We start from the raw sequence: 25,154 nt of genomic DNA, 5'->3' as shown, positions 1-25,154 counted from the left end.
GGTCAGGGTTGCACGGGCGGGTGGTAGGTGAGCGTGTTGCCGAGGAACCACAACAGTCCGAGCACGATGGGCAGGTGGAAGACGAGCTGCACCGCGGTGAACCCGACGAGGTGCCGGGCGCGCAGGCCCAGGATGCCGAGGAGCGGCAGCATCCAGAACGGATTGACGAGATTGGGCAGTGCCTCCGCGGCGTTGTAGATCTGGACCGTCCACCCGAGATGCGCCTGAAGGTCGTTGGACGCCTGCATCACGTACGGGGCCTCGATGATCCATTTGCCGCCACCGGACGGAATGAACAATCCGAGCACCGCCGAGTAGATACCGATGACCAATCCGAACGTGCCGTGCGAGGCGATGTTGACGAAGCCCTCGGAAATGTAGTGCGCCACCGTGTTGCCGTCGGCGTCCTGCGCCCGGGTCATGATGGCCGCGATCCCGGCGTAGAACGGGAACTGCACCAGGATGCTCGCGCACGCGGGCACCGCGTTCCTCACCGCGAGCAGGAAGCGCCGCGGACGCCAGTGCAGCAGCATGCCCAACGTCAGGAACAGCAGGTTGTACGTGCTCAGGTTGGAGATCACGAGAATCGGATCGTTCGACGCGAATTCCCGGAGCAGCCAGCCGAATACGAGCGCACCGACGATCAGCGGAAGCACCGGGCTGTACTCGAGCCAGTCGCCGGGACGCTCCCGCTTCGGCAGCGGCGGCGACACGTCGTGGACGTCCACCCCCAGATCCTCAGCGGTCACCGAGTTCGCCTTGTGCGGCGCGGACAGATACGCGATCACGATGCTGACCACGAAGATCACCGCCGCGAGGAACAGCGACTGCCACAGGAAGATCGTGTCCCGGAACGGGATGACACCCGTGATCGCGAGCAGCTCCGGGGTGAGGCTCTTCGGATTCGCCTGCAGCTGCGCCGCCGAGGAGCTCAGCCCGAGCGCCCAGATTCCGCCGATTCCCAGATAGGCGGCCGCGCCCGCTGCCCGGTAGTCGAGGCCGAGTGCGGTGCGGCGCGCCATCGCCCGCGCCAGCAGACCGGCGAAGACCAGTCCGAAACCCCAGTTCACCATCGACGTCACGAGGCTGATTACCGCGATGAACGTGACGCCGCCGCGGGCAGTGCGCGGTATCGCCGCGAGCCGCGTGATGAGACGTTCGGCAGGTGGCGACGACGCCACGATGTAGCCGGTGACCACGACCATCGCCATCTGCATCGTGAACGGGATCAGATCCCAGAAACCGGTCGAGAAGTTCGTCGCCACCGTCGCCGGCGACGCCCCGATGGCCAGCGCGGCCCCGGCCACCAACGCCACCGCGAGCAGCGCGAAGATGAACGCGTCCGGGAACCACCGCTCGATGACCGACGCGAACCGCAGCGCGACCCGGGCCAGGAAACCCTCCCGGGCGTCCTGCTGTTCCTCGTCGCGAATCTCGGATTCGACTGTGCTGCTCATGATGTCGCCACCTTCGGCCGACGTGGCACGATCGGAAGGCTTGCCGCGATGCCCACCGAGGACTCGAACATCTGCGCGTGCGCGAGCAGCCGGGCCTCCTGCCCCGGCGCACCGACCAGCTGCAGTCCCACCGGCAGTCCGGCGTCGGAGAATCCGCACGGGAGCGCAACGACCGGGCATCCGGTGAGACTCACGCAGAACGTGATCGCGATCCAGTCGATGTACGTCCGCGATTCCACGCCGTCGATGCGTTCGGGATACGTCCACTCCACGGGGAAGGGATCGAGCGGTGCCGACGGGATCACCAGCAGATCGTGGGTCTCGAAGTAGTCCGCGATCTCGTGGAACAGTTGTCCGCGAACGCGTTCCGCCGACAGCAGCGTCTCCGTGGACTGGGTGAGTCCACGCTCGATGTTCCAGACGATGTCGGGCTTGATCGCGCCGCGATGCTCGGCGAGAAGCCCGCCGTGCACGGCCGCCACCAGATGGCTGCGCAACGCCTGGAAGGCGTCGTAGGCGCCGGTGAAGTCCGGGCAGTCCGTCACGATGTCGGCACCCAGTGCGTCGAAATGTTTCATCGCGTCACCGCAGACGCGGCGCATCGCCGGCTCCACCGGGAGGCACCCGAGGTCCGGGCTGAATCCGACGCGGGCGGGCGGGTCGAACGTCGTCAGGCGTTCCAGGAACGACCGCGGCTGTTCCGGTGTCGTCAACGGGTCGTGCAGGTCGTGCCCGACCATCGCGTCCAGCATCAGGGCGACGTCACCGACATCGCGTGCCATCGGCCCCTCCACCCACAGCGGGTCGAACGGGATGGCGGGCCTGCGGCGCGGGATCCGCCCGGGAGTCGGGCGCAGACCGACGGTCGCGTTGTATCCGGACGGGGTGCGGAGGCTGCCGCCCAGGTCGTTGCCGGTCGCCAGCCAGGCGCTGCCGGACGCGAGCGCGGCCGCCGAACCACCGGAGGAACCGCCCACCGAACGGTCGAGGTTCCACGGGTTACGGCTGGGCCCGAACAGCGTGTTGTACGTGTGACCGCCGGCGAACTCGGGCACGTTGGACTTGGCGTACGGGATGCCGCCGTTGTTCTCGAGGACGCTCACCATCGCGTCGGACCGGGTGGCGACGTGGTCGGCGAACAGGGGCGAGCCGTGCGTCGTGCGCTGCCCCGCCACGTCGTTGTAGTCCTTCACCGCGACCGGTAGTCCGGCGAGCAGGCCGCGCCCGGCCGGATCGGGAACTTCGGCCTCCAACCGCGCCGCGCGTTCGGCGGCGGCATCGAAGAACTGGATCGGGAGGGCGTTGACCTGCCGGTCTGCGTCGGCAACGTGCCTGCGGAGGGCCTCGAGAACGCTCGTCGGCGTCTCGGTTCCTTCGCGTAGCAACCGGACGACCTCGCGTGCGGGCTTCTGGATCAGATCGGACATCGGGGCTCCTCATCGACGAACGTCAGTTTCGGCCCCAAGCGTCACTCCGGCGTCGGATTCAAGCAATGAAATCCAGCAATATGGAGGATTCAGCCGTACGATTGGCCGATCATGCCGGAACACACAGCCGATCCCCTGGACCGCAAGATCATCGCCGCGCTGATCGTCGACGGCCGCGCGACGTGGTCGACGATCGCGGCCGCCCTCGGCGAGGCCGAGCGCACGGTGGCACGCCGGGGTTCGCGACTGCTGGAGACGGGGATGGTGGAGGTTCGCGGGATGGCGGACCCGCACCGCACCGCCGACTCCGATCCGTTCATCGTCCACGGGCGGTGCCGGCCGGACAGCACGTTGACGGCGGCCGTCGCGCTCGCGCACCGACCGGAGAGCGTGACGGTCTACGTCCTGTCGGGACCGCAGCACTGCTATGCCGACATCTGGGCTCCGCGCCGCCGGCAGTCCCGTCTCTTCCTGCAGGAAATGGCGACGCCGTCGGGTTTTCTGCAGATGGACATCTCGCCGGTGCTCGAATACATACGTACGCTTCACGACTGGGAACCGGGAATCCTGACCGAAACACAGACCGCCCAGATCCGCCGGATCCCGAAAACCCGCTGGCCGCAATTCACCGACCCGGTCGTCCTCGACCGAGAGGACAAGGCACTGGTGCGGTTGGTCGTCGAGAACGGCCGGGCGAGTTTCGAGGAACTGTCCCGGCTCGTGGGCATCTCCGAACAGACCGTCAAACGACGCCTCGACAAGATGCGGCAGTCCGGGCTGCTCACGTTTCGCGCGGTGTTCGACCCGGCGCTGATCGGCCTGCCCGTCGCCGCGCTGCTGTGGATCCGGACCAAACCGTCGCGGGTGTCGGCGGTCGCCGAGGCGCTCGCCGGTCAGCCGTTCCTCCGGTACGCGGCGATCATCATGGGCGATCACCAGATCGTCGCGGACTTCCGGCTGCCGTCGAAGGAAGCCCTGCGCGAATTGATGCTCGAAGCGGAGTGGCTCGAGCACGTCGACCGGTTGGAGAGCTCGCTGATCCTGGAAACCCTCAAACAGAGCCGCGTCCTCGCGAGCGATCTCGGGTAGAAGACCACCCGCGGGCGACCCCGTGTCGCACATCCGGGCCTCGCACCGTACGGTTGGTCGAAGTTGAGTACACAGCTACCGAGTTCGCGGGACGTCCGACGTGTCCGTACTCCGTTCTGGCGTAGCGATCGCGCACAGTGCGCGAGGACGCCCCTTCCATCGATTTTCTCGTGATCTGCCGGAAGTCTGTTCGTCCGGCCCATTGATCTGCGGGGTGCCTGCATGACGAAGACCGCGGGCGGCGCGACGGTCACAACAGCCGAAAGGTGCTCGCTCATGCCACTCACCGTGGAGCACACCACCCGTTACGCCGACGCACTGACGACACTGGCCCTGGCCGCACATCGCCCGGCGACCGTGGTCAACACCGGCGCCGGTTACGCCGTCCGGGTCGATTTCGAGCGCGGCATCCATTTGCTCGCCACCAACGCGCCGGGGGATCTCAGTTCCGATCCGGACGCACAGAACCCGTGGGTCGTGCGGTTCTTCCAGCGGAATCCCGACGCCGACGACGTGCAATTGGTAGAGGTGACCGGGGAGTGGCTCGCCGACGCGTTCGACCAGGCCCTCGCCGCGATGCCGATCGCCGGGGTCGCCGACGACCTCGATGCCGGATCCGGCGACCAGCACCCCACCGCACCGGGCATGCTCGACCTCACGCAGTAACCCCGACCGGCGTTCGTCACCGGCCGGCCGCGGACCGTCCCCCAGTCCCCTACTCCACCTAGCCCAGATCGTGGCCCGTCGCCACGCGCGCGTAGGAGTGCAGGCTGGCGATCACTTCGGCGCGGCTGCGCCGCCCGGCCAGCACCTCCATCTGGTAGCCGTCCTCCATCGCGACGAAATTGGCGGCGAGCATGCGCGGCGGGTCGGTGAGCACGAAGTGGCCCTGCGTCTGCCCGATGACGAGAATGCCGTAGTAGACGGCAATTTGGCGCTCGGTCAAGGAACTGTCCAGAGCCGCAGCCTTGGCGTCGCGCAGCGATCGCGGCCAGCACTCGAACAGCAGCCGGACCAGTTCGTCGTCCGGCCCGCTGGCGACGCCGTGGTCGATGCAGGCGCGGAGGCGGTCACGCGCGTCGGAAAACTGTTCGGCGACGCGCTCGCGCTCCTGGCTGAAACGCTCGATGGCCCGCTGGTACGTCTCGTAGATCAGCGCATCGAGGTCGCCGTAGTACAGCACCGCCGCGGGCGTGACCCCGGCCTGCTCCGCGATGTCGCGCAGACGCACCCCCTCCAGTCCGCGCGCGAGCACCGCCCGCTGGACGGCCTCGCCCAGTTCGGCCCGGCGTGCTCCCTGGTCCTTCTTCCGCGCCACTGCCTTCGCCCCACTCTCGCCGAGTTCTTATATAGAAATTTAGACGGTACCTGCCCAGCTGTTGACACGTAGATCGCACTGTTCTTAAATTTCTGTTTAAAGAATCCATTCGAGCTCAGGAGTCACCGTGCCGACCAATCCCACCGACGCAGAGACAAGCCTCGACCCACCGCAGGCACCCACCGGAAAGGGCCTGCAGGGCGGTTCCGTCGGCCTGCTCGCCGCCGTCGCGCTCGGCCTGTCGTCGGTCGCGCCGGCGTACAGCATCGCCGTCACCCTCGGTTTCGTGACGATGGTCGTCGGCAACCTCGCACCCGCCGCCCTGCTTCTCGGCTTCGTGCCGATCCTTCTGACCGCGTTCGCTTTTCGCGAACTGAACCGGGAAATGCCGGACTGCGGCACCACGTTCGTCTGGACCACCCGCGCGTTCGGCCCGCACGCGGGATGGTTGTCGGGCGGCTGGGTGGTACAGATCGCCACGCTCATCGCGATGACGGCACTCGCCCGGGTCGGAGCCGGGTACCTCCTGACCGTGCTCGGCCTGGACTCGCTGGCGACCGACGATGTCGCGGTGATCGTCACCGCGATCCTGATCGTCGCCGCCGTCACCACCATCGCCTACCGCGGTCTGCAACTCGCCGCGTCGGTGCAGTACGTACTGCTGGGACTGCAAGTGGTCGCCCTGTTCGGCTTCGGCGCCGCCGCGTTCGCGCGTGACGGTGCGTCCGCACCGAGCCTGTCCTGGCTCAATCCCCTCGCATTCGGTGGCTTCGGCCCCTTCGCCGAGGCGGTACTGCTGTGCCTGTTCATCTACTGGGGGTGGGACGCGCTGATCACCGTCAACGAGGAAACCCGCGACAGCGACCGCATCCCGGGCCAGGCCGCGGTGATCTCCACCCTCGTCCTCCTGGGCACGTACCTCTTCACCGGATTCGCCGCGATCAGCTTCGCCGGCATCGGCACCGACGGTCTGGGCCTGGGCAATCCGGACAACGCGGGCGACGTCCTCGCCACCCTCGGGCCGCCGGTACTCGGCACCGCCCTGTCGAAGGTGGTCGAACTCGCCATCTGCGTGTCGGCGATCTCGGCGCTGCTCACCTGCATCATCGGGAGCTCACGCGCCACCCTGTCCATGGGCGCGCACGGCGCACTGCCCCGCGCCTTCACCCGCATTCACCCCACCCACCGCACCCCCGCGTTCGGCACCGTGTTCTTCGGAGCCGCCGCCGCGGTCCTGCTCACCGCCCTCACACTCGTCTCGGGCGACTTCCTCGGCGACGCCATCCTGTCGATCGGCCTGCTCATCGCGTTCTACTACGGCGTCACCGGCCTCGCCTGCGTCTGGTATTTCCGGCACCGCCTGACCGACTCCCCGCGCGACTTGTTCCTCCGAGGCATCCTGCCCGCACTGGGCGCGGCGATCATGCTCGCCGCCTTCGCGCGCAGCGCCCACGACATGCTCGCCCCCGACTACGGGGCGACCTCGTTCCACGGCATCGGCGGGGTGTTCCTGCTCGGTGTCGGTTCGATCGCCGTCGGTGCCGTCGCGATGGTGCTCGTCCGCACCCGGTTCCGCCGCTTCTTCCGAGACGGCCGCACCGCCGTCACCCGACTGACCGTCACCGAGGACTGAACCATGCGCACACTGACCATCGCCGCCATCCAGACCGCCCCGATCCCGTTCGACGTGGACGCCACCTGGCAGCGGTTCGCCGACCAGATCCGCGCCGTGCGCGACACCTTCCCGCACGTCGAACTCGTCGTGGTCCCCGAACTCCTGCTGGCCGCCGAGGCGCCCCTCCTCGAGTCCCGCTCCGACTGGATGGACCGGGTGGCCCTGCCGCTCGACGGCCCCCACCTCGACCGGATCTGCGCGCTCGCCGAGGAGACCGGCCTGTGGCTGGTGCCGGGAAGCCTCTACGAACGCGCCGACAACAGGATCTACAACACCGCCGTCGCCGTGTCGCCGCTCGGTGAGGTCGTTGCCCGCTACCGCAAGGTCTTCCCCTGGCAGCCCTACGAGCACACCGCACCCGGCAGCGAATTCGTCGTCTTCGACATCCCCGGCACCGGCCGGATCGGGCTGGCGATCTGCTACGACGGCTCCTTCCCCGAGACCGCACGCCAACTCGCGTGGCTCGGCGCCGAAGTGATTATCCAACCCACCCTCACCACCACCCGCGACCGCGAGATGGAACTCGTCTGTTCGCGCGCCAACGCCTGGACCAACCAGGTCTACGTCGTCAACGTCAACGGCGCCGACCCGGCCGGCGTCGGTGCGAGCGTGGTGGTCGACCCCGAGGGCATCATCCGCCAGCAGGCAGGCTCGGGCGAGGAGATCCTCGTCGACACCCTCGACCTCGACGCCGTGACCCGGGTCCGCACCTACGGCACGTTCGGTCTCAACCGACCCTGGAATCAGATCGCCCGGTACGGCAGCGACATCCGACTCCCGATGTACGAGGGCGCCGGAATCCGGACACCGCCGTGGCACGACGACGCCGCGCCGATTCCGGCGGCCACGACCCGCTGACACGTTTCCCGGGGAGGGGCGGTGACCGAAGGACCCGCCTTTCCCGGGACCGGTCCTGGATAATTGCCAGAGTGAGGCCCCTCGCTGCTTCGTCCGTCGACACGGTCCTTCAGGACTATCGGCCGCGCATCCTGCGCCGCTACCTGTGGATCACGACGGCGCTGCACCTGGCCGGGTTCGTGCTGCCTCCGATGGTCGGGTTGCCGATCCGGCCGGAGACCGTCGCCGCGCGCTCGGCAGGCATCCTCCTCGGAGTGGTCGCACTCGTGGTGCTGCACCGGGGCGGACGCAGACCGGGACGGCGGGCCTACCAGGTCAGCACCGCGGCGGCACTGTTCGCCACACCGATCGTGATGTCGGGTCTCATCCTTGCCGTCGCCCAATTGGTCTGCGCGATCGCGGCGACGTTCCTGGCGATGTATTTCGTCGTGTTCTACCCGAAACTGCAAGCGAGGCTCCTCGTCGGTTGTCTCACCGGGTTGATGGCGGTCGGGGTCGTTCTCGCCCCCACCGCCTTCACGCTGGCGCCCGTCGACGTCGGCACGGCGACCGTGAAGGCCGCAGTTCTCGTCGTGGTGGTCACCTGTGTGGTCGGTGCGGCCGAGATGTTCGGATCCCTGACCCGAACGCTGATCGAATCGGCCAGCACCGACGCACTGACCGCCCTGCTCAACCGCGCCGGGTTCGAACTCGCGTTCCGGGACGCGCTCGAGAGCGCGGGCGCGGAGCAGGCGTCCGTCACGTTGGTGCTCGTCGACGTCGACCAATTCAAGTCGACCAACGACCACTACGGCCACGCCGCGGGCGATGCGGTTCTCGTCGATCTGGCGAACTACCTCGCCGAGCACATGCCCCGCGGCGCTCTGCTCGCCCGGGTCGGCGGCGACGAGTTCGTCAGCTGCATGGTCGGCGAGCACCACGCCGAGCTGCCCGAGGTGATGGCGCGACTCGCGCGGCAGAGCCCCACCTCGTTCAGCTTCGGCGTCGCCTCGTGCACCGGAGAATCCGACCCGCTCACCGCACTCTATCGACGGGCCGACCGTGAGCTGTACACCGCGAAGCAGCGACACCACCCGCCCGAGCCACCGGCCGACGAACCGTCACTGCAGACGGGGTGGAACGCCTGACCACGGGTCGTACCGCGGGTGATTCGGCGAGGCGCGCGGTCACCGAACGACGGCCCGCCGGTCGCACCCGGGTGACCATCCACACCGCCGCAACGACCAGTGCGCAGCCGGCGAACTGCCCGATGCTCGGACTCTCGTGCACGATCACGATGGAGAACAGCATCGCCAGGACCGGCTGGAGCAACAGCAGCGTGGCACCCACCTCGGCGGCGAGCCTCGGCAGGGCGAAACCGATGAGGACCCAGCCGAGCACCTGGCTGCTCAGCGACAGCGCCGCCAACCATCCCAGAGCGGGCCATCCCGGCGTGAGGTCCACCGTTCCCCAGAGCGATCCCACCGCGGTCCCGACGACGCCCGCGGCGATCGTCGACACGAACACCTGCGACGACGCCCGGTGCGCGGATCCCGCCCGGCCGATGACGAAGATGTAGATCCCGTAGGCCACGCCCGCGGCCAGCGACAGCAGGGTTCCGAGGAACAACTGGTCGCCCTCGCCGCTGCCGCCGAGGATTCCGCCGGCGAGGGCCACTCCCGCGAACAGGAACGGCACCGCCACCACGAACCGGAGCGGCACCCGCGCACGGAAGACGATCCACGCCAGCAGTGGCACGACGATGACCTGGACGTTGACGACGACCGTCGAGATCCCGGCCCCGATCATCTGGATCGATCGCGCCCACAACGCGAAGTCGACACCGAGCATCATCCCGCCGAGCACCTGGGCGGCGATCACCCGGAGAGGAATGCCGCCGTGCCGCCGAAACTCCTGCAGGGCGAGGAAACCGAGGATCGGCAACGCCAGCGCACACCGGAAGAACGTCGACGTGGCCGGTTCCACCCCGGACAATTTGATGAGACTGCCGGTCAGCGAAGTTGCCACCGCACCCGCCAGAACGAGCAGTCGCGGATCCACGGACGCGATGCTGAACGAGGGGCTGACGAGGGCACGGGGACGCACACGGAGGGCAGTAGTCACACCGAGAATTCTCCGAGCCCCCAACCATTACAACAAGTGAATAGTTGTGTCATGAAAGCAGTAGCATCACTACCATGTTGAATGTGGAGCGCCTTCGCGCGCTGTGTGCCGTCGCCGAACACGGTTCGATCGGTGCCGCAGCACGTGCCCTGCACGTCACACCGTCCGGGGTATCGCAGCAACTCGGCAAGTTCGAACGCGAGGTCGGCGTCACGCTCCTGATGCCCGCCGGCCGCGGCGTTCAGCTCACCGACGCCGGCCGGCTCCTGGCGCGCAGGGGGAAGGAAGCGATCTCACTGCTGGCGCAGGCCGAATCCGAGGTCGTCTCCCTCGATCGCGACGTGGTGGGAGAACTGCGCATCGGATCGTTCTCCTCCGCAGGCAGGGTCGTCGTGCCGACCGCGGTGGCCACGCTGCGCAGCCGGCACCCGCAACTCACGGTCAGCTACTCCGCCGGCGAGACCGAGGAACTCATACCGGCGGTCGTGCGCCGCGAACTCGACCTCGCCGTCGTCGACAGCTGGGTCACGATGCCCCTGCATCTGCCCGAGGACGCGGTGCACACCCTGGTGCACCGGGACTCCGCCGACGTCGCGCTGTCCCGGAACCATCCCCTCGTCTCCCGCGACCACGTCGACCTCGACGAGATCGCGGACATGCCGTGGACGACGTGGAAGAAGGGGGCGGTGTTCCACACCTGGCTGGTGCAGACGCTGCGCCACCGCGGCATCGAACCGGACATCCGATACGAAGCACCCGAATTCGCGGCGCAACTCGAATTCGTCGCACACGGACTCGCCGCCGCGCTCGTGCCGCGCCTGGCCCGCGTCTGGGTGCCGGACAACGTCGCGATCGTCCCGGTGCGTCCCACACTCGAGCGGGAGATCTACGCGCTCCGCCGCGCCGACAACGACCGGCCCACGGTCCGCGCGGGCATCGAAGCGCTGACCGAGGCCTTCGCCGGCATCGGTTCCTGACGCGCGATCCCGGAATGCCGCGTCGGGGGCGGGCCGGGGTGCCATCATGAGATCGGTCTTCGGCCGAACGGCGAGAGGGGTCGCGTGAAACTTCGGGACGTGGTGAACCAAACGCAGGCGAACGCCGCCGCCGCGCGGATCTACGGCGAGCCCTACGAGACGACCGACGGAACCACCGTCCTCACCGTGACCAGATTTCGCGGCATCCGGGGCCCTGCGCCGGTCGGGATCTTCGTCGTCCACGGCGGCACCGTGTCGTGGGAGCCCGCCGTCGACGGAACCCGGGTAGCACTGCTCGGCGAATTCATCGGGCTGGCGGCCGCCGTCATCGCCACCCTCGCCGTGCTCCGCCGTCCACCGTGGCCTGACCTCGTGCAGAAGGTCTGACTCGACCGGCGGTCCCCCGATGAGGGCCTGGCATCACGACCTGACAGAAGGCCCTACACGCGCAGGCGTTTCGGTTGCACAATGGTGGTGGGCAACCACCGGAGGTGCGCGATGAGCCAAACGTGTGCAGCGCCGATACGCCTGTGGCGTCTGGGTCCATGGAGCCGCAACCCCCTCATGCGGGGATGCGACCGCCTGCGATCCGCGATGGTTCTCATCGGGGTGGTGTTCGTGCTCCTGATGATTCCACTGGCCGCGGCCGTCGGAACCGAGACGTACTCGCGGCTGGATCAACAGACCCAGGCCGAACTCGCCACCCAGCACTCGACCGCCGCGACGCTCATGGAGGATTCCCGCGCCGGGAGCGCCGGCGAGGGCGCCCTGGCCGCGTCACCCCAGTACCAATCCCACGCGAAGGTGCAGTGGTCGGCGAACGGGCAGATGCACACCGCCGACGTTCCCACCGCTGCGGGCGCGAAGACCGGCCAGACCGTCACCGTCTGGCTCGACCAGAACGGCGACCTCGTCGCCGCACCGGAGACCGGTTCGCAGAACGCCGCCACCGCGGTGAGCGTCGCGTGCGGGATCTGGGTGACCGCGACCGGCGGCTACTGCGTCCTGTTCCTGATCGTGCACTGGGTTGCGTCCCGCCGCCAGCAGGCCCGGTTGACCCGCGAATGGAACGAACTCGACAGACCTCCCGGGTGGCACGTCAGCTGACGGGTCGGCGCTACCGTCCGGGCGCCCCTGCAGGCGGCTGTCCGCCGCCGCCACCCGGACCGGCCGGCGCGGACTGCGTGTTCGCCGACTTCTCCGCGACGCCGATCGTGATCGAGATGGTCATGCCGGTGGCGGGTTCACCGGTCACCGTGGCCAGTTCGGCGTCCCAGCCGTCACCGAACACGTTGTCCGAGTCGAGGGAGACCTTCGACAGGTTGGAGACGCTGTTCGCGTAGCCGGTGTCGTACGCGAAGACCGTGGCGCACGCGTCCTGCGGCACCGCGATCTGCGACGTCAGGCGGGCGTCCTCCCCGGCCACCGCCGATTCGAGCGTGTCGAACACCTCGAAGTGGATGTGCGGCCAGCGCCCGGAGTAGCAGGCCGGGAAGATCGACGTGAACGACACCTTGCCTGCGGAGTCCGCCACCTGGACGCCGCGCAGGTAGTTCTGCTCGGTGATGCCCTTGCCGTACAGCGAGTACTCGCCGTCCCGGTCGCAGTGCCACAGGTAGACGGCCATTCCGGCGCCCGCGGCGCAGTCCTTCGTCAGGTCCTGCAGGTCGAGTTCGATGGTCGTCGCGACACCCTCCGCCGTCCCGGAGTACGCGCCGAAGCTGGTGCGGATGTCCTGGCGCACGATCCCCGACTCGACCAGGACGTTCGGGCCGTTGGACCCGTCACCGGGATACGGTCCGGCCGTTTCCTGCGGCGCCGCCGCCACGCACGTGCCGTCGCTCGCCGTGGTCGCTGCCGCGTCGGTCGTCGAGGACGAGGACGACGTCTCCGTGGATCCCGCCGTGGAGCAGGCGGCGAGCGCGGTCGCTCCCGCGGCGCCGAACACGAACAGGGCTCGGCGACGCGACAACATCGACTTCAGGTCGTGGCTGAGACCACGATCGTGCTCGTGCACTTCTTCGGCGTGGTGGTGACGCGGGCGGTTCGGCATGGGGACCTCCAAGGGCTGTTCCGGGGTTGAGTCCCATACAAACGGTCCCCGGTGCGGGCACCCTGGAGGTTCGCTGTGAAGTGGCTGTGAGCGGGTCACAACGCTTCGGCGCCGGCCGAGCCGGAGAGCGTCTCGTTGCCGGTATCGCGGACGAGGGGGATGCCGAGCGCAGCGAGCAGCATCCGGCAGTCGTCGGCGTCGATCGAGTGGTGGGCGACGGTTCGCTGAGCGTTCCGGACGGAATCCTCGTCGAGCTCGCGCTCGCTCTCGAATATGGAAGCATCCCTGTCGGACATGGCTCCACCTTTCCTCGGCATCACCTGAATAGCCCGGAGCGAGTGCACCGAAACAGCCGTGGGGACGGCGCAATCAGGTGGTGACCTTCGAGGGAAGGATCAGCGACTGTAGGTGGCGAACAGCCGGCGGATGCTCTCGTCCCAGTACTGCTGGCGGCGGCGTTCGACGGCGCGGGCGCACATCGCCCACACCATGCCGAGGAGCAGCGCGCCGGCCGCGAGGGTGAGGAGAACGGCCGCGACCGCGCCGCTGACGACGTCGGAGGTGGTGACCCTCGGGCCTGCCCAGTTGCCGTCCGCGTCGACGGCGATGGTCTTCTCGGTGCCCGCAGGCGTCCCCGAGGGGACCTCGATGCTCTGAGTGCGCGACTCGGCGGTCCAGGACCACGTCGCCTCGACCATCGGAGTGGTGCGGACCGAGCCGCGGGGCGACATGGTGATGGGGGCGTCGGTGCTGGTGACGGCCTTGACGAGGGTGGTGGTGGCGCGCTGCTCCGCGGCCCGTGCACTCTCCTGGTGCCATTGCCACGTGCCCATCACGGCGGCGAGCACGATCGCGATACCCGCGAGCGCGGCGATGACGGATCTCAGGGTGGCCGCATAGCGGTCGACCGGTCGTGCGAACGGGTTGGACGGTCGACCCGACACCGAGTACACCACGGTTGCCTTCGAGCGCCCCAACACGATTCACCTCATTGTTTCGTCCACGTAAATTGCCTGCTTCACCAGTGTCGCCACTGATAAGGCAACAAGGAAACCGAAAAGGGCAAACTTGACGAGTCTCACACTCCGAGGTCAGAGGCGTGCACAGCCCGCGCGGGCCGGATTCGGCCCCGAAGTCGCTGTCGAAGTCCCACCGCACGGTGTACGGGCGACACTCACCTGCCGTCGCCTCGAGCGGGCGGCGGCCCGACGACCTCGAGGTCCAGCTCGGCGCGCGCCCGCGCGAACCCCTCGGCCGGGAACTGCATGTCGCCGCCCTCGGTGTGGACGTGCGCGTCCGTCGGGACGTTCATGTATTCGAAGAATTTCTCGAACACTCCGGTGGTCAGCAGGCCGAGCATCTGCGTGTTGTGGCTGTCGAACGCGAAACTGTGGATGGTTCCGGCCGGAGCATGCAGGAAGTCACCCTTGGTCAGCATGATCTCCCGGCCGTTGGCGTGCAGGAGAATGCGTCCCTCGATGCAGACGAAGTTCTCGGTGTGCTCGCGGTGGAAGTGCCGCGGAATGTACGCACTCTTGCCACCCGTCGTGTGCATCGCGAAGTACGTTCCGCCGGTGTTCCGGGGCCGGGCGAGGTAGGTGTTCAACTGGTCGAGGCTCGCCCAGCGGTCGCCTTCGCCGGCCTGCAGCACGTAGGGCGACTCGCCAGCCGGGAGCACCGTGCCCGTCACCGTGGGCAGGTCCTTCTTCTCGAGATCGTGGAACCGGATGCCGAACCGGTCCGCGAGTTCGGATTGCCGCGCGTCCGACATCGGCGCCGCCTCGGCGTCGAAGACGTGCGACGGGGTTGCCTGCCCGGTGGCTTGCGACCACCGGTGCGCGTCGCCGGCGGTGAGCCAGCTCAGGAACCGCGTCCGGTGCGCGAGCATCCGGTACGCGTACGCCGTCCCGGCCGGGACGGTGACCGCGGCGCCGGGCACGAGCAGGTGCGATTCGCCCGGCAACCACACCTGCAGCCGTCCGTCGGTGACGTACAGGAAGCGGTGCTCGCGATCGTGGGAGAGGAACGGGATCTCGGTTCCCTTGCCGCCGTACACATACGCGGCGCCGAATTGCCCTCCGGTGTCTTCCGGGCGGGCGATGACGGTGATCAGTTGCCCGCCGAGTTCGTGGCGTTCGCCTTCACCGGCGGCCATGGCGTACGGCACGCACCGCCCGGGCAGGGTGTCGAGTTGTGGAACGGCGCTGTGAACGTCGTCGAGGGCCGGGATGTCGAAGAGTGTCATGCGTGTGGTCCTGATTTCAGAGTGTGCGAGAAGAACGCCTCGACCGCCGCGAACGAGGCAGTGGGGTACCTCTCGGTGAAGGCGCGCCCGAAGTCGCTCACCGCGCGGGTCGAGGCCGGCGCGTGCGGATCTCGTTCGAGACGGCCTTGGTCGAGGGTCTGGCCGGGGCCGAGTTCGAGGACGTGGCCCGGGTTGAAGAACCCGTGCCCGAAACCCTCGATCAGGTAGAGGACGGCGTCGTTGCCGTGAGCGACGAGCGCGTCGTACAAGGCCACGCTCTGCGTGGACGGCACCAGATTGTCACCGAGTCCGTGCATGATCAGGAACGGCGGCGCTCCGGGCGTTACCTGCAGTGCGGGGCTGGCGGATCGCGCCGCGTCCAGTCGGTCCCGGATCGCCCCGCCGAGCAGCGACGCCTCCGGGGACTGGTCCTCCCCCGGTGTCCGCCGCGCGGAGAGGTCGACGAGACCGGGCAGGTCGGCGGGCCCGTAACCGTCGACGACGGCCTGCACCGCACTGTCGACGGTCGTGGGTCCTTCCCCGGGCAATCGTGTTGCGCCCGAGTGCACTCCGGCCAGCGCGGCAAGATGCCCACCGGCCGACGATCCCCACACACCGATCCGGTCGGGGTCGATGCCGTGGTCTGCGGCGTTGGCGCGCAGCCAGCGCACCGCCCGCCGGACATCGAAGAGCTGGCCGGGATGGCAGGTCCCGGGCGCGAGGCGGTAGTCGATACTGACCATGACATAGCCGCGTCCCGCGAAGTGTCGCAACAGATCTGGGCATGCGGTGCGGTCTTGAAGCCGCCAACCACCTCCGTGCACCCACACGATCGCAGGCAACGGATGCTCTGCCTCGGCGGGACGGACGAGATCGAGTAGCAGATCGGGGGCGTACTCGACGGTGGATCGGCGGACGACGGTCGAAGCCGTGTCCAAGGGATCGAACTCCTTCGGATGCAGGACCCGGGCCTGGGTCGCCGCTCGCGCGGTTGTAAGGCCCTTCCGTAGGTCACTGCCTGCCCGGCACTGTAGCAGCTCCCGCAACCCCAACGGAAGAAGCCGATTCCGCGCCAGGCGTTACCCGGCGATCTGCGCGTGCATTTCCCACACGATGATCTCGGCGCCGGTGTCGGTGGTCATCTGCTGTCCGCCGCCACCGCCGATCCGGACGGCGTCGCCCTCGGCGAGGAGGCCGACCCCTTCCAGCGAGGCTTCGCCGCGTGCGACGAAGACGTGGAGGAACGGGGCGTCGGGCAGGGTGACGGGTGCCTGGCCGGGCTGCAGCCGTGCGACATGCATTGCGGCGTACTTGTTCTTGATGCGGATCGCCGAGTGGTCGGCGTGACCCGGCATGCCGGACGCGACGGGAACCAGTCCGCCGGTGAGCAATTCGTGGTCGATTTCGAGTTGCTCATAACCGGGTGTGATTCCGGCTTCGTCGGGGACGACCCACATCTGGATGAAGTGGACCGGATCGCGGTGCTCGTCGGCGTCTCCCTGCAGTCGCCACGAGTCGTTCTTCTCCGAGTGCAGGATTCCGGTTCCCGCGCTCATGCGCTGGGCGAGTCCGGGGTAGATGACGCCGGAGTGTCCCATCGAATCCTGGTGCACCAGCGAACCCTGGAGCACCCAGGTGACGATCTCCATGTCCTGGTGCGGGTGGGTGTCGAAACCCTGGCCGGGGACGACGATGTCGTCGTTGTTGACCATGAGCACGCCGTGGTGGGTGTTGGCCGGGTCGTAGTGGTTGCTGAACGAGAAGGAATGCTTGGAATCGAGCCAGCCCACGTTGGTCTTGAAGCGGTCGTCGGCGCGGCGGACGTCGAGGCGGGGTGAGGTGATGGCGGCAGTCATGAGTGAATCCTTTCCAGCGTTCTCAGAGCAGGGTTTTCACAGAACGTGTGAGCCGTACATTTCGCCGAGCGGGTCGGCGATGAGTTCGAGGCGGGCACCGTCGGGGTCGCGGAAGTACAGCGACACCTCGCTGTGTTCGACGAGTTCGACGCCGGCGTCGACCAGTTTCGTGCGCAGGTGGTCCCACCGGCCGGGTTCGACGCTGATCGCGATGTGGTGGAGTCCGCCGAGCACTTCCTGGTAGGGCCCGATGTCGAGGCCCGGGAAGTCGAAGAACGCGAGCAGGTTGCCGTTGCCGATGTCGAAGAAGAAGTGCGAGGACCCGGGGTAGTCGCGATTCTCGATCAGTTCGGTCAGCGGGAACTCGAGGAGATCCTGATAGAACCGGACGGTGCGCTCGACGTCACTGCTGATCAGCGCGGTGTGGTGGAGTCCGCGGGCCGAGGATGCGGGTCGCGACGACACGGGCTTCAGATGCTCGGCGCGGATCCGGTCGCGTTGCGCGGCGAACCTCTGGGAGCGCTGCTGCTCTTCTGTGGTGCTCATTGCCGACCCTCTCTTCGCGAAACGCCGATGATTGCGCTTTCAACTATCACCACCGTACACCAAGTAGTTGCGCTGTCAACTACTTGAGATATGCTGGACCCGTGAAACCGACCAGATGGCTCAGCGCCGAGGAACAGAACACGTGGCGCGCCTACCTGGACGCCACCCGGCTGCTCCTCCAGGCGCTCGATCGGCAGCTCACCCGCGACGCCGGCATCTCGTTCACGGACTTCGAACTTCTCGTCGTGCTGTCGGAGGCGCCGCAGCGACAACTGCGGATGCGCGAACTCGCCGACGCGGTCACCACGACGCGCAGTGGCGTCACCCGGGCGATCAACCGGCTGGTCGAGGCGGGCTGGGTGCGCAGGCTGGAATGCAAGGACGACAAGCGGGGAATGCTGGCCGAGCTGACCGATGCCGGCGCCGAGAAGCTCGCCGCCGCCAGCCCCGGACACGTGGCGGAGGTGCGGCGGGACATGTTCGACCTGCTCAGCCCCCGGGACGTCGCCATCCTCGGGCACGACTTCAGCGAAATGCGCGCCCACCTGCTGGAACACCCCTGAGTCACCCACCGAGAGGCCGGTCATGAGCAGCACGTCCACGGAGAACGACTACGTCCACATCGACAAGCAGAGTCCGGCCGTCTATCAGGCGCAGATCGGCGTCGCCAAGGCCGTCCGTCACGCGACCACCGAGGCCGGGATGGAGCGGCGGTTCGTCGAGTTGCTCAACGTGCGCGTCTCCCAGATCAACCGCTGCGCGTACTGCCTGGACGTGCACGTCGCCGCGGCGCTCGCGGCGGGCGAGTCCCAGCAGCGCCTCGCGGTTCTGCCCGCCTGGCGGGAGACGGCGCTGTTCTCCGAACGCGAGGTCGCGGCCCTCACCCTGGCCGAATCCATCACCACCCTCCCGGACGCGCACAGCCAGGACGCCGACTACGCCTTCGCGCGGCGGTTCCTGTCCGAGCAGGAGATCTCCACGGTGAGCTGGATCGCCGTGACGATGAACGCCTTCAACCGGATCTCGATCGTCAGCCGCCATCAGGTCCGGCCGAAGCAGTAACCGCAGCTCACCCGCCCTCCGCAGATTTTAGTTGACATCGAAACGACTTCTCTCTACATTAGTAGTTGCAGATTCAATTACCTCGATTCGAGTGCCCTTCACCGTCAAGGAGTTTTCATGACCACCGCCACCGCCACCCTTCCCAACCTCACCGCCGGAACCTGGACCATCGACACCGTCCACTCCACCGTCGGCTTCTCCGTCCGCCACCTCATGGTCAGCAAGGTCCGCGGCACCTTCAACGACTTCGCCGGCGCGATCACCGTCGCCGAGGACGGCACCACGGCCGTCACCGCCGAGATCCAGGTCGCGTCCATCGACACCAAGAACACCGATCGCGACGCCCACATCAAGTCCGCCGACTTCTTCGACGCCGAGCAGTTCCCCACCGCCACGTTCACCTCCACCGCCGTCCGCGCCAAGGGCGACGACTACGTGGTCGAGGGCGACTTCACCCTCCGCGGCGTCACCCGGCAGGTCGAGCTCGCCCTCGAGTTCAACGGCGTCAACCCCGGCATGGGCAACGGACCGGTCGCCGGCTTCGAGGCCACCACCGTCCTCAACCGCAAGGACTTCGGCATCTCCATCGACATGCCCCTCGAAGGCGGCGGCGCCGTCGTCGGCGACAAGATCACCATCACCCTCGAGATCGAGGCCGGCCTGCAGGCCTGACCCACCCGCATCACCGGCACCAGCCGCGCCCCGTCGTCCACCCGGACGACGGGGCGCGGTCGTCGTTAATACGAGGCAACACTTCCGATCGACGTGATCCAGGTCATTGTGATCTTGGGTCGCCTCGAGTGACCCTGGCCCCTTCGATGTCGGAGCCCGTTCGACGTCGGCGACTGCGAAACGAAGGTGACCACATGGGTAACGACTCCGAACTCTCGTTCGCTCTCGACCTCACGCTGGACGAAGCGCGTCGGCGCAGCGCCGTCCTCGACGCGATCGGCGAAGACTGGGATCCCGTCGCCGTGCTGGCGGAAGAAGAGCGGGCGTACGACATGCTGTATTCCGGGCTGGACTCCGAGCAGCAGCGCATCTACGACGAACTGGTGCAGGCGGGTGTGCTCCCGGATCGGACGGTGGGCCGTGTTGCCGATTGATCCCACCGCGGACTTCTCCCGTCGCGCCTGGCTGCCCTGCCCGGGCTGCGACCACGGCTCGTCCTGCGGCGACTGCGTGTCCGGCCGCAACTGCCACCGGCACTGGCAGTACCTGCTGAGCAATCAGGGAACCACCGTGCACCTGCAGTGCCCCGACTGCACGCAGGTGTGGAGCATCGACACCCGCCACGGGCGGCCACGGCGCCGCCGGAAGGCCGCGTAGGCGCTCCGATCCGTGGTCAGCCGCGGCTCCGCGGCCGGTCGGCGAGCAGCTGGGTGAGCCGGTGCGCCTCGCGGAGGAGGAATTCTCCCAGTTCGCGGCGTCGTTCCTCACGGAACCGGCTCTCCACCCCGGTGATGCTCAAAGCCCAGGCCGGTGATCCCTGGATGTCGAAGACGGCGGCGCCCATCCCCCAACTGCCCTCGACGAGCAGTCCGGGGTTGACGGTGTAGCCGTTGAGACGGGTCTCCGCGATGCGCTCGGCGATCTTCTCCCGGCTGTGCTGCGGCCCCCATTCGCCGGTGACGTCCGCGCGCGCCAGGTAGTCGTCGATCTCGCGGTCCGGCAGGTGCGACAGGATGACCATCCCCGCCGTCGCCACCCCGAGCGGAAACCGGATTCCGATGTGCAGCACGTGCGAGCGCAGCGGGAAGCTGCCCTCCTCGCTCGCAATGCAGACCGTTTCGTCGCCGCGGCGAGCGGACAGGAACGCGCTTTCGCCGGTCTCGCGGGCGAGATCGCGCAGGACGTCGCGGGAGCGGTCCGTGATGTCGTACCGGCTGGCGGCGAGCGACCCGAGCAGGTACAGCTCGGGTCCGAGCGACCATTTGCCCGACTTCAGGTCGCGGTCGACCAGCCCCTCCTCGGCCAGCGAGACGAGGAGTCGATGCGCGGTGGGGCGGGCGAGGCCCGTCTCCCGCGCCAGCGCGGACGTCGAGGCTCCCGACGATTCGAGTGCCGCGACGGCCCGCAGGAGCGACCCCACCCGGTGGATGACCTGGGGCCGCTGCGCCTCGTTCATGACCGGAGTATACGTCCACTCAGTGAACGCTCTCGCCCCCGACGTCCAGACCGTGAGCAACATGCCCGGACTCCTTGAAATGCATGAAAAGACCCCTTTTAGTGGAGCAAAGCCCGCCGCAGGAGTCGTCCACTGGATGGACGAAATGTCGCGGGAAGGCGGTATCGCCGGGTTCGGCGGCCAGAAGAAAGGATGCACATGGGATCGAGAGTGTTCGACACCCCGGAAGAAGCTGTCGCGGACGTGTCCGACGGCGCGACGATCGCCGTCGGCGGATTCGGCCTGTGCGGAATCCCCGACGCGCTCATCCGCGCGCTCGCCGACTCCGGTGTCGGGAATCTCGAGGTCTTCTCCAACAACTGCGGCGTGGACGACCACGGGCTCGGGATCCTGCTGAGCGCCCACCAGATTCGCCGTGTCACCGCGTCGTACGTCGGTGAGAACAAGGAATTCGCCCGCCAGTACCTTTCCGGCGAGCTCGAGGTGGAACTGACCCCGCAGGGCACGCTGGCCGAACGGCTCCGGGCCGGCGGCGCCGGCATCCCCGCGTTCTTCACCCCCGCCGGTGTCGGCAGCCCGGTCGCCGACGGCGGCCTGCCGTGGCGCTACGCCGCCGACGGTTCCGTCGCGCTCGCGTCGCCCGCCAAGGAGACCCGGCAGTTCGGCGACAAGCGTTACGTCCTCGAACTCGGCATCACCGCCGACTTCGCCCTGGTCCACGCGCTGCGCGGCGACACCGCCGGCAACCTGGTCTTCGACAAGACGGCCCTGAACTTCAACCCCCTCGCGGCCATGGCCGGGAAAGTGACCATCGCGCAGGTCGAGGAACTCGTCCCCGCAGGCACCATCGATCCCGCCCAGGTGCACCTGCCCGGAGTCTTCGTTCAGCGCATCGTCGAGACCGGCCCCCAGAACAAGCGGATCGAGAAGCGGACAGTCAGCAGCACGGAAGGAGCCACTCGATGACCGGCACCAACGGATGGACACGTGACCAGATGGCCGCCCGCGCGGCCGCGGAGATGGTCGACGGCGAATACGTCAACCTCGGCATCGGACTGCCGACGCTCATCCCCGGATACCTCGGCACCGACGTCACCGTCACCCTGCATTCGGAGAACGGGATCCTCGGCACCGGCCCCTACCCCACCGAGGACAACGTCGACCCCGACCTCATCAACGCGGGCAAGGAGACGGTCACCGTCAACGCCGGAGCCGCGTTCTTCGATTCGGCACTGTCGTTCGGCATGATCCGCGGCGGCCACATCGACACCGCCGTCCTCGGCGGCATGCAGGTCTCCCGCACCGGCGACCTCGCCAACTGGATGGTCCCCGGCAAGATGGTCAAGGGCATGGGCGGCGCGATGGACCTCGTGCACGGGGCGAGCCGCGTCATCGTCCTCATGGAACACACCGACCGCGACGGCAACCCGAAGATCATCGACTCCTGCACCCTGCCGCTGACCGGCCAGGGCGTCGTCAACCGCATCATCACCAACCTCGCCGTCATCGACGTGGTCGGCGACGGCACTCTCGCCCTGCGTGAGGTCGCCCCCGGCGTCACCGTCGACGACGTCGTCGCCGCCACCGGAACCCCGCTCGAGATCCGCGAATCCGCGCTCGTCTGAACCACATTCGACACGACACCAAGGACATTCCCATGACTGCACGCACCAGGTCCGTCATCGTCGCGGGGGCCCGGACCCCCGTCGGCCGGCTGACGGGTTCGCTCGCCACCCTCTCCGGATCCGATCTCGGCGGCATCGCCATCAAGGGCGCCCTCGACAAGGCCGGGGTGGCACCGGAACTGGTGGAGTACGTGATCATGGGGCAGGTCCTCACTGCCGGGGCCGGTCAGATCCCGGCCCGGCAGGCCGCGGTCGCCGCGGGCATCCCGATGTCGGTGCCCGCCGTGACCGTCAACAAGGTGTGCCTGTCCGGTCTCGACGCCATCGCGCTCGCCGATCAGCTGATCCGCGCCGGCGAGTTCGACGTCGTCGTCGCCGGCGGGCAGGAGTCGATGTCCCAGGCGCCGCACCTGCTCCCGGGTTCACGGGGCGGTTTCAAGTACGGCGACACCACCCTCGTCGACCACCTCGCGTACGACGGCCTCTACGACATCTTCACCGATCAGGCGATGGGCGCACTCACCGAGACCCGGAACGCGAACACCGACAAGATCGGTCGCGAGGAGCAGGACGCCTTCGCCGCCGCGTCGCATCAGCGTGCCGCGGCCGCGTGGAAGAACGGCCTCTTCGACGACGAGGTCGTTCCCGTCACCATCCCGCAGCGCCGGGGTGAGCCGCTCGTCGTCACCGAGGACGAGGGCATCCGCGCCGACACCACCGCCGAGTCGCTGTCGAAGCTGCGGCCCGCGTTCAGCAAGGACGGCACCGTCACCGCCGGGTCCGCGTCGCAGATCTCCGACGGCGCCGCGGCCGTCGTGGTGATGAGCAAGGCCAAGGCCGAGGAACTGGGGCTGGAATGGGTCGCCGAGATCGGCGCCCACGGCGTCGTCGCCGGGCCGGATTCGACGCTCCAGCAGCAGCCCGCCAACGCCATCGACAAGGCCTGCGCCCGAGAGGGACTCGACGCGTCCGCCCTCGATCTCGTCGAAATCAACGAGGCGTTCGCCGCCGTCGGCATCGAGTCGACCCGGCAACTGGGAATCGACCCGTCGAAGGTCAATGTCAACGGCGGCGCCATCGCCATCGGGCATCCGCTGGGCATGTCGGGTGCGCGGGTCGTGCTGCACCTCGCGCTGGAGCTGAAGCGACGCGGCGGCGGAACCGGTGCCGCGGCGCTGTGCGGCGGCGGCGGACAGGGCGACGCCCTGATCCTCCACGTGCCGGGAGAATGACCCCCACTCTCGCCCAGTAGGTTTCGTATCAGCCGGTTATGACCGGCCCGAGGCGAGCGCGGCAACGGCCGGCGCGAACATGGTCGACTTGATCGCGCCGAGCGTGCCGGCGTCCTTCCCGGCGAGCGGCGAGATCAGGTCGACTGCGGCATCCAGGACCGCGCCTTCGGGCGCGGCCCCGTCGACCAGCCCGCTGGTGTGCGCCTCGGTGCCGCCGTACCGGTGGCCGGTGGTCATGGCGGTGATCGCGGTCTGCGGTGTCAGCTTGGCCTGGATCAGCGCCGCCATGCCCGGGGTGAACGGGATGTGGATATCGACCTCGGGGAAGCAGTAGAACCCGCGGTCCGACCGCATCACCCGGTAGTCGTGGGCGATTCCCAGCATGGCGCCCGCGCCGAACGCGTGCCCGTTGACCGCGGCCACCGTCGGCAGCGGCAACGTCAGAATCCGGCTGAACAGGGCGTGCACGCGCCCGACGTACCAGTCCGCGCGGTCGCCGTTGGCCAGCAGCCAGTCCAGGTCGAGGCCGTTGGAGTAGAACTTTCCGGTGGCCGTGGTGACCAGGGCCTGCGCGCCCTGTTCGTGGGCGTCGTCGAGGAGACGGTCGACGGTGTCGAGCCATTCAGGGGAGAAACGGTTTTCGTCGTCGCCGAGGTCGAGGACGGCGATCTTGTCCCGGTAGGTCAGGGTGGCGGTCATCGGGAACCTTTCGTGGTGCTGTTGTGACGTTTCCGCGGGGGCGGGGGGTCGAGTGCCAGGACTGCGCGGACGGCCGCCTCCAGACGCCGGCGCATCGCGTCGTCCGGTTTCCGACGGGCACGGAGCAGCAGTCCGGTGGGGAGTCCGACGACGCACGCTTCGATCACCTCGACCGCGCGACCGTCCCGGCGCCCCCACAATTCCAGCGCCAACCGGACGAACTGTTCGACGAGGACGGCGTCGAGGCGCGCCAACTCGTCCGCGACGTCCTCGGGGACATCCGATCCGAGCAGTTCGTCGCGGCGCACGGTGAGCAGAAGACGCGACGACTGCGGGAACTTCTCGGCGAAGACGGCCGGGGTGTCGGCGGCCGCGACGACGGCGTCCACCGGACCCCGCTCCAGCGCGTGCTCGACCGATTCCTGTTGCAGGTCGAGAAACCGGTGCGCCGCCCGCAACCATGCGCGTCCGACGAGCCCTCCGCGGGAGCCGAATGCGTGATAGATGGCGCCGTTGGACATCTCCGTGGCGGCGGCGACCGCCCGCAGCGTCACCGCGCTCGGTCCGCCCTCGACCGCCAGCCGTTCGGCGGTATCGAGCGCGGCGTCGAGATCGTGGAGCCGTGGCCTGGGCATACGGCGAACGATAACAGATCATGCGTTCTATTACTCGTCGGTAGGTAGTAGCCCATTGCGCGGTGAGAGCCGTTCGATGATCGGCCAGCCGTTGTGCCCCGAGTCACAATGGGTTAGCTTTGTCCGGACATAAACACATTACGTGTTCTGCACATGGAATACGTCGAGG

General features: G+C 68.1%; 30 protein-coding genes. 16 read left to right on the top strand and 14 right to left on the bottom strand.

What is annotated here, in order from left to right:
- Positions 1 to 2 precede the first annotated feature (2 nt).
- Together ACFTZB_RS07415 and ACFTZB_RS07410 are read right to left on the bottom strand one after the other, a co-directional pair.
- On the bottom strand, positions 3 to 1,457 hold the full coding sequence (locus ACFTZB_RS07415; protein ID WP_378430814.1) for a short-chain fatty acid transporter: 1,455 nt from the start codon (positions 1,455 to 1,457) through the stop codon (positions 3 to 5).
- A complete protein-coding gene (locus ACFTZB_RS07410) occupies positions 1,454 to 2,884 on the bottom strand; it encodes an amidase (protein WP_378430812.1) in 1,431 nt (476 codons plus the stop codon). The genes ACFTZB_RS07415 and ACFTZB_RS07410 overlap by 4 nt, the downstream gene beginning before the upstream one ends.
- A gap of 111 nt (positions 2,885 to 2,995) precedes the next feature.
- Between ACFTZB_RS07410 and ACFTZB_RS07405 the strand changes: the two genes are divergently transcribed.
- On the top strand, positions 2,996 to 3,973 hold the full coding sequence (locus tag ACFTZB_RS07405) for an Lrp/AsnC family transcriptional regulator (protein ID WP_378430810.1): 978 nt from the start codon (positions 2,996 to 2,998) through the stop codon (positions 3,971 to 3,973).
- Positions 3,974 to 4,249: 276 nt separating this feature from the next.
- Positions 4,250 to 4,639, top strand: coding sequence for a hypothetical protein (locus ACFTZB_RS07400; protein WP_378430808.1), 390 nt, complete (start codon positions 4,250 to 4,252; stop codon positions 4,637 to 4,639).
- Between the two features lie 58 nt (positions 4,640 to 4,697).
- Here ACFTZB_RS07400 and ACFTZB_RS07395 read toward each other — a convergent pair whose 3' ends face one another.
- Positions 4,698 to 5,291, bottom strand: coding sequence for a TetR/AcrR family transcriptional regulator (locus tag ACFTZB_RS07395; RefSeq protein WP_378430806.1), 594 nt, complete (start codon positions 5,289 to 5,291; stop codon positions 4,698 to 4,700).
- Between the two features lie 127 nt (positions 5,292 to 5,418).
- Here ACFTZB_RS07395 and ACFTZB_RS07390 point away from each other — a divergent pair, with 127 nt between their 5' ends.
- From ACFTZB_RS07390 to ACFTZB_RS07380, 3 genes are all read left to right on the top strand, one after another.
- Entirely contained in the window at positions 5,419 to 6,924 is a 1,506-nt protein-coding gene (locus tag ACFTZB_RS07390) for an APC family permease (protein ID WP_378430804.1), read from the top strand.
- 3 nt (positions 6,925 to 6,927) lie between these two features.
- A complete protein-coding gene (locus ACFTZB_RS07385; RefSeq protein WP_378430802.1) occupies positions 6,928 to 7,824 on the top strand; it encodes a carbon-nitrogen hydrolase family protein in 897 nt (298 codons plus the stop codon).
- 71 nt (positions 7,825 to 7,895) lie between these two features.
- On the top strand, positions 7,896 to 8,951 hold the full coding sequence (locus tag ACFTZB_RS07380) for a GGDEF domain-containing protein (protein WP_378430800.1): 1,056 nt from the start codon (positions 7,896 to 7,898) through the stop codon (positions 8,949 to 8,951).
- Here ACFTZB_RS07380 and ACFTZB_RS07375 read toward each other — a convergent pair.
- Complete coding sequence (locus tag ACFTZB_RS07375; protein WP_378430799.1) at positions 8,839 to 9,927, bottom strand: DMT family transporter; 1,089 nt, start codon at positions 9,925 to 9,927, stop codon at positions 8,839 to 8,841. The two genes, ACFTZB_RS07380 and ACFTZB_RS07375, sit on opposite strands and share 113 nt — an antisense overlap.
- 74 nt (positions 9,928 to 10,001) lie before the next feature.
- Between ACFTZB_RS07375 and ACFTZB_RS07370 the strand changes: the two genes are divergently transcribed.
- From ACFTZB_RS07370 to ACFTZB_RS07360, 3 genes are all read left to right on the top strand, one after another.
- Positions 10,002 to 10,904, top strand: a complete 903-nt coding sequence (locus ACFTZB_RS07370; protein ID WP_378430797.1) for a LysR family transcriptional regulator — start codon at positions 10,002 to 10,004, stop codon at positions 10,902 to 10,904.
- A gap of 99 nt (positions 10,905 to 11,003) precedes the next feature.
- Entirely contained in the window at positions 11,004 to 11,291 is a 288-nt protein-coding gene (locus tag ACFTZB_RS07365; protein ID WP_378430795.1) for a hypothetical protein, read from the top strand.
- Positions 11,292 to 11,468: 177 nt separating this feature from the next.
- Positions 11,469 to 12,011 (top strand): hypothetical protein, encoded by a 543-nt coding sequence (locus ACFTZB_RS07360; protein WP_378430793.1) that lies wholly within the window; start codon positions 11,469 to 11,471, stop codon positions 12,009 to 12,011.
- Positions 12,012 to 12,021: 10 nt separating this feature from the next.
- Here the strand turns inward: ACFTZB_RS07360 and ACFTZB_RS07355 are convergent, their stop codons facing one another.
- The 7 genes from ACFTZB_RS07355 to ACFTZB_RS07325 form a co-directional block, all read right to left on the bottom strand.
- Positions 12,022 to 12,957, bottom strand: a complete 936-nt coding sequence (locus ACFTZB_RS07355; RefSeq protein WP_378430791.1) for a dioxygenase — start codon at positions 12,955 to 12,957, stop codon at positions 12,022 to 12,024.
- Between the two features lie 95 nt (positions 12,958 to 13,052).
- The gene (locus tag ACFTZB_RS07350; protein ID WP_276140449.1) at positions 13,053 to 13,253 is read right to left on the bottom strand and encodes a hypothetical protein; all 201 of its coding nucleotides are present in this window, start codon (positions 13,251 to 13,253) and stop codon (positions 13,053 to 13,055) included.
- Positions 13,254 to 13,352: 99 nt separating this feature from the next.
- The gene (locus ACFTZB_RS07345) at positions 13,353 to 13,937 is read right to left on the bottom strand and encodes a hypothetical protein (protein ID WP_378430789.1); all 585 of its coding nucleotides are present in this window, start codon (positions 13,935 to 13,937) and stop codon (positions 13,353 to 13,355) included.
- Positions 13,938 to 14,131: 194 nt separating this feature from the next.
- Positions 14,132 to 15,202 (bottom strand): quercetin 2,3-dioxygenase, encoded by a 1,071-nt coding sequence (locus ACFTZB_RS07340; RefSeq protein ID WP_378430787.1) that lies wholly within the window; start codon positions 15,200 to 15,202, stop codon positions 14,132 to 14,134.
- A complete protein-coding gene (locus ACFTZB_RS07335; protein ID WP_378430786.1) occupies positions 15,199 to 16,140 on the bottom strand; it encodes an alpha/beta hydrolase fold domain-containing protein in 942 nt (313 codons plus the stop codon). Before ACFTZB_RS07335 ends, ACFTZB_RS07340 begins: the two co-directional genes overlap by 4 nt.
- A 141-nt stretch (positions 16,141 to 16,281) precedes the next feature.
- Positions 16,282 to 17,058, bottom strand: coding sequence for a pirin family protein (locus ACFTZB_RS07330; RefSeq protein ID WP_378430785.1), 777 nt, complete (start codon positions 17,056 to 17,058; stop codon positions 16,282 to 16,284).
- Between the two features lie 36 nt (positions 17,059 to 17,094).
- A complete protein-coding gene (locus ACFTZB_RS07325; protein WP_378430784.1) occupies positions 17,095 to 17,604 on the bottom strand; it encodes a VOC family protein in 510 nt (169 codons plus the stop codon).
- A gap of 101 nt (positions 17,605 to 17,705) precedes the next feature.
- On the opposite strand from ACFTZB_RS07325, the gene ACFTZB_RS07320 reads away from it, so the two are divergent.
- From ACFTZB_RS07320 to ACFTZB_RS07300, 5 genes are all read left to right on the top strand, one after another.
- Positions 17,706 to 18,167 carry a MarR family winged helix-turn-helix transcriptional regulator gene (locus ACFTZB_RS07320; protein ID WP_378430783.1) on the top strand — a complete coding sequence of 154 codons (462 nt, stop codon included), beginning with the start codon at positions 17,706 to 17,708 and terminating at the stop codon, positions 18,165 to 18,167.
- A gap of 22 nt (positions 18,168 to 18,189) precedes the next feature.
- Entirely contained in the window at positions 18,190 to 18,666 is a 477-nt protein-coding gene (locus tag ACFTZB_RS07315; protein WP_378430782.1) for a carboxymuconolactone decarboxylase family protein, read from the top strand.
- A 117-nt stretch (positions 18,667 to 18,783) separates the two neighbouring features.
- On the top strand, positions 18,784 to 19,338 hold the full coding sequence (locus ACFTZB_RS07310) for a YceI family protein (RefSeq protein WP_378430781.1): 555 nt from the start codon (positions 18,784 to 18,786) through the stop codon (positions 19,336 to 19,338).
- Positions 19,339 to 19,532: 194 nt separating this feature from the next.
- On the top strand, positions 19,533 to 19,772 hold the full coding sequence (locus ACFTZB_RS07305) for a DUF6400 family protein (RefSeq protein WP_378430780.1): 240 nt from the start codon (positions 19,533 to 19,535) through the stop codon (positions 19,770 to 19,772).
- Positions 19,759 to 19,995: a hypothetical protein gene (locus ACFTZB_RS07300; protein WP_378430779.1), complete on the top strand. Its 237-nt coding sequence runs from the start codon at positions 19,759 to 19,761 to the stop codon at positions 19,993 to 19,995. The genes ACFTZB_RS07305 and ACFTZB_RS07300 overlap by 14 nt, the downstream gene beginning before the upstream one ends.
- A 16-nt stretch (positions 19,996 to 20,011) precedes the next feature.
- On the opposite strand, the gene ACFTZB_RS07295 is transcribed toward ACFTZB_RS07300, so the two are convergent.
- On the bottom strand, positions 20,012 to 20,794 hold the full coding sequence (locus ACFTZB_RS07295) for an IclR family transcriptional regulator (protein WP_378430777.1): 783 nt from the start codon (positions 20,792 to 20,794) through the stop codon (positions 20,012 to 20,014).
- A gap of 198 nt (positions 20,795 to 20,992) precedes the next feature.
- On the opposite strand from ACFTZB_RS07295, the gene ACFTZB_RS07290 reads away from it, so the two are divergent.
- From ACFTZB_RS07290 to ACFTZB_RS07280, 3 genes are read left to right on the top strand one after another with little or no spacing between them, the layout of a single operon-like run.
- Positions 20,993 to 21,760 carry a CoA transferase subunit A gene (locus ACFTZB_RS07290; protein ID WP_378430776.1) on the top strand — a complete coding sequence of 256 codons (768 nt, stop codon included), beginning with the start codon at positions 20,993 to 20,995 and terminating at the stop codon, positions 21,758 to 21,760.
- Positions 21,757 to 22,419 carry a 3-oxoacid CoA-transferase subunit B gene (locus ACFTZB_RS07285; RefSeq protein WP_378430775.1) on the top strand — a complete coding sequence of 221 codons (663 nt, stop codon included), beginning with the start codon at positions 21,757 to 21,759 and terminating at the stop codon, positions 22,417 to 22,419. Before ACFTZB_RS07290 ends, ACFTZB_RS07285 begins: the two co-directional genes overlap by 4 nt.
- 32 nt (positions 22,420 to 22,451) lie before the next feature.
- Complete coding sequence (locus tag ACFTZB_RS07280; protein WP_378430774.1) at positions 22,452 to 23,651, top strand: acetyl-CoA C-acetyltransferase; 1,200 nt, start codon at positions 22,452 to 22,454, stop codon at positions 23,649 to 23,651.
- A gap of 36 nt (positions 23,652 to 23,687) precedes the next feature.
- Here ACFTZB_RS07280 and ACFTZB_RS07275 read toward each other — a convergent pair whose 3' ends face one another.
- Positions 23,688 to 24,350, bottom strand: coding sequence for an enoyl-CoA hydratase-related protein (locus ACFTZB_RS07275; protein WP_378430773.1), 663 nt, complete (start codon positions 24,348 to 24,350; stop codon positions 23,688 to 23,690).
- The gene (locus ACFTZB_RS07270; protein WP_378430772.1) at positions 24,347 to 24,985 is read right to left on the bottom strand and encodes a TetR family transcriptional regulator; all 639 of its coding nucleotides are present in this window, start codon (positions 24,983 to 24,985) and stop codon (positions 24,347 to 24,349) included. Before ACFTZB_RS07270 ends, ACFTZB_RS07275 begins: the two co-directional genes overlap by 4 nt.
- Positions 24,986 to 25,154 lie beyond the last annotated feature (169 nt).

This window comes from Rhodococcus sp. NPDC057014, from assembly GCF_042673295.1.
Classification (GTDB): Bacteria; Actinomycetota; Actinomycetes; order Mycobacteriales; family Mycobacteriaceae; genus Rhodococcus_F.
The sequence above is the reverse complement of the archived record's forward strand: the minus strand, read 5'-3'. Positions and strand labels throughout refer to the sequence as shown.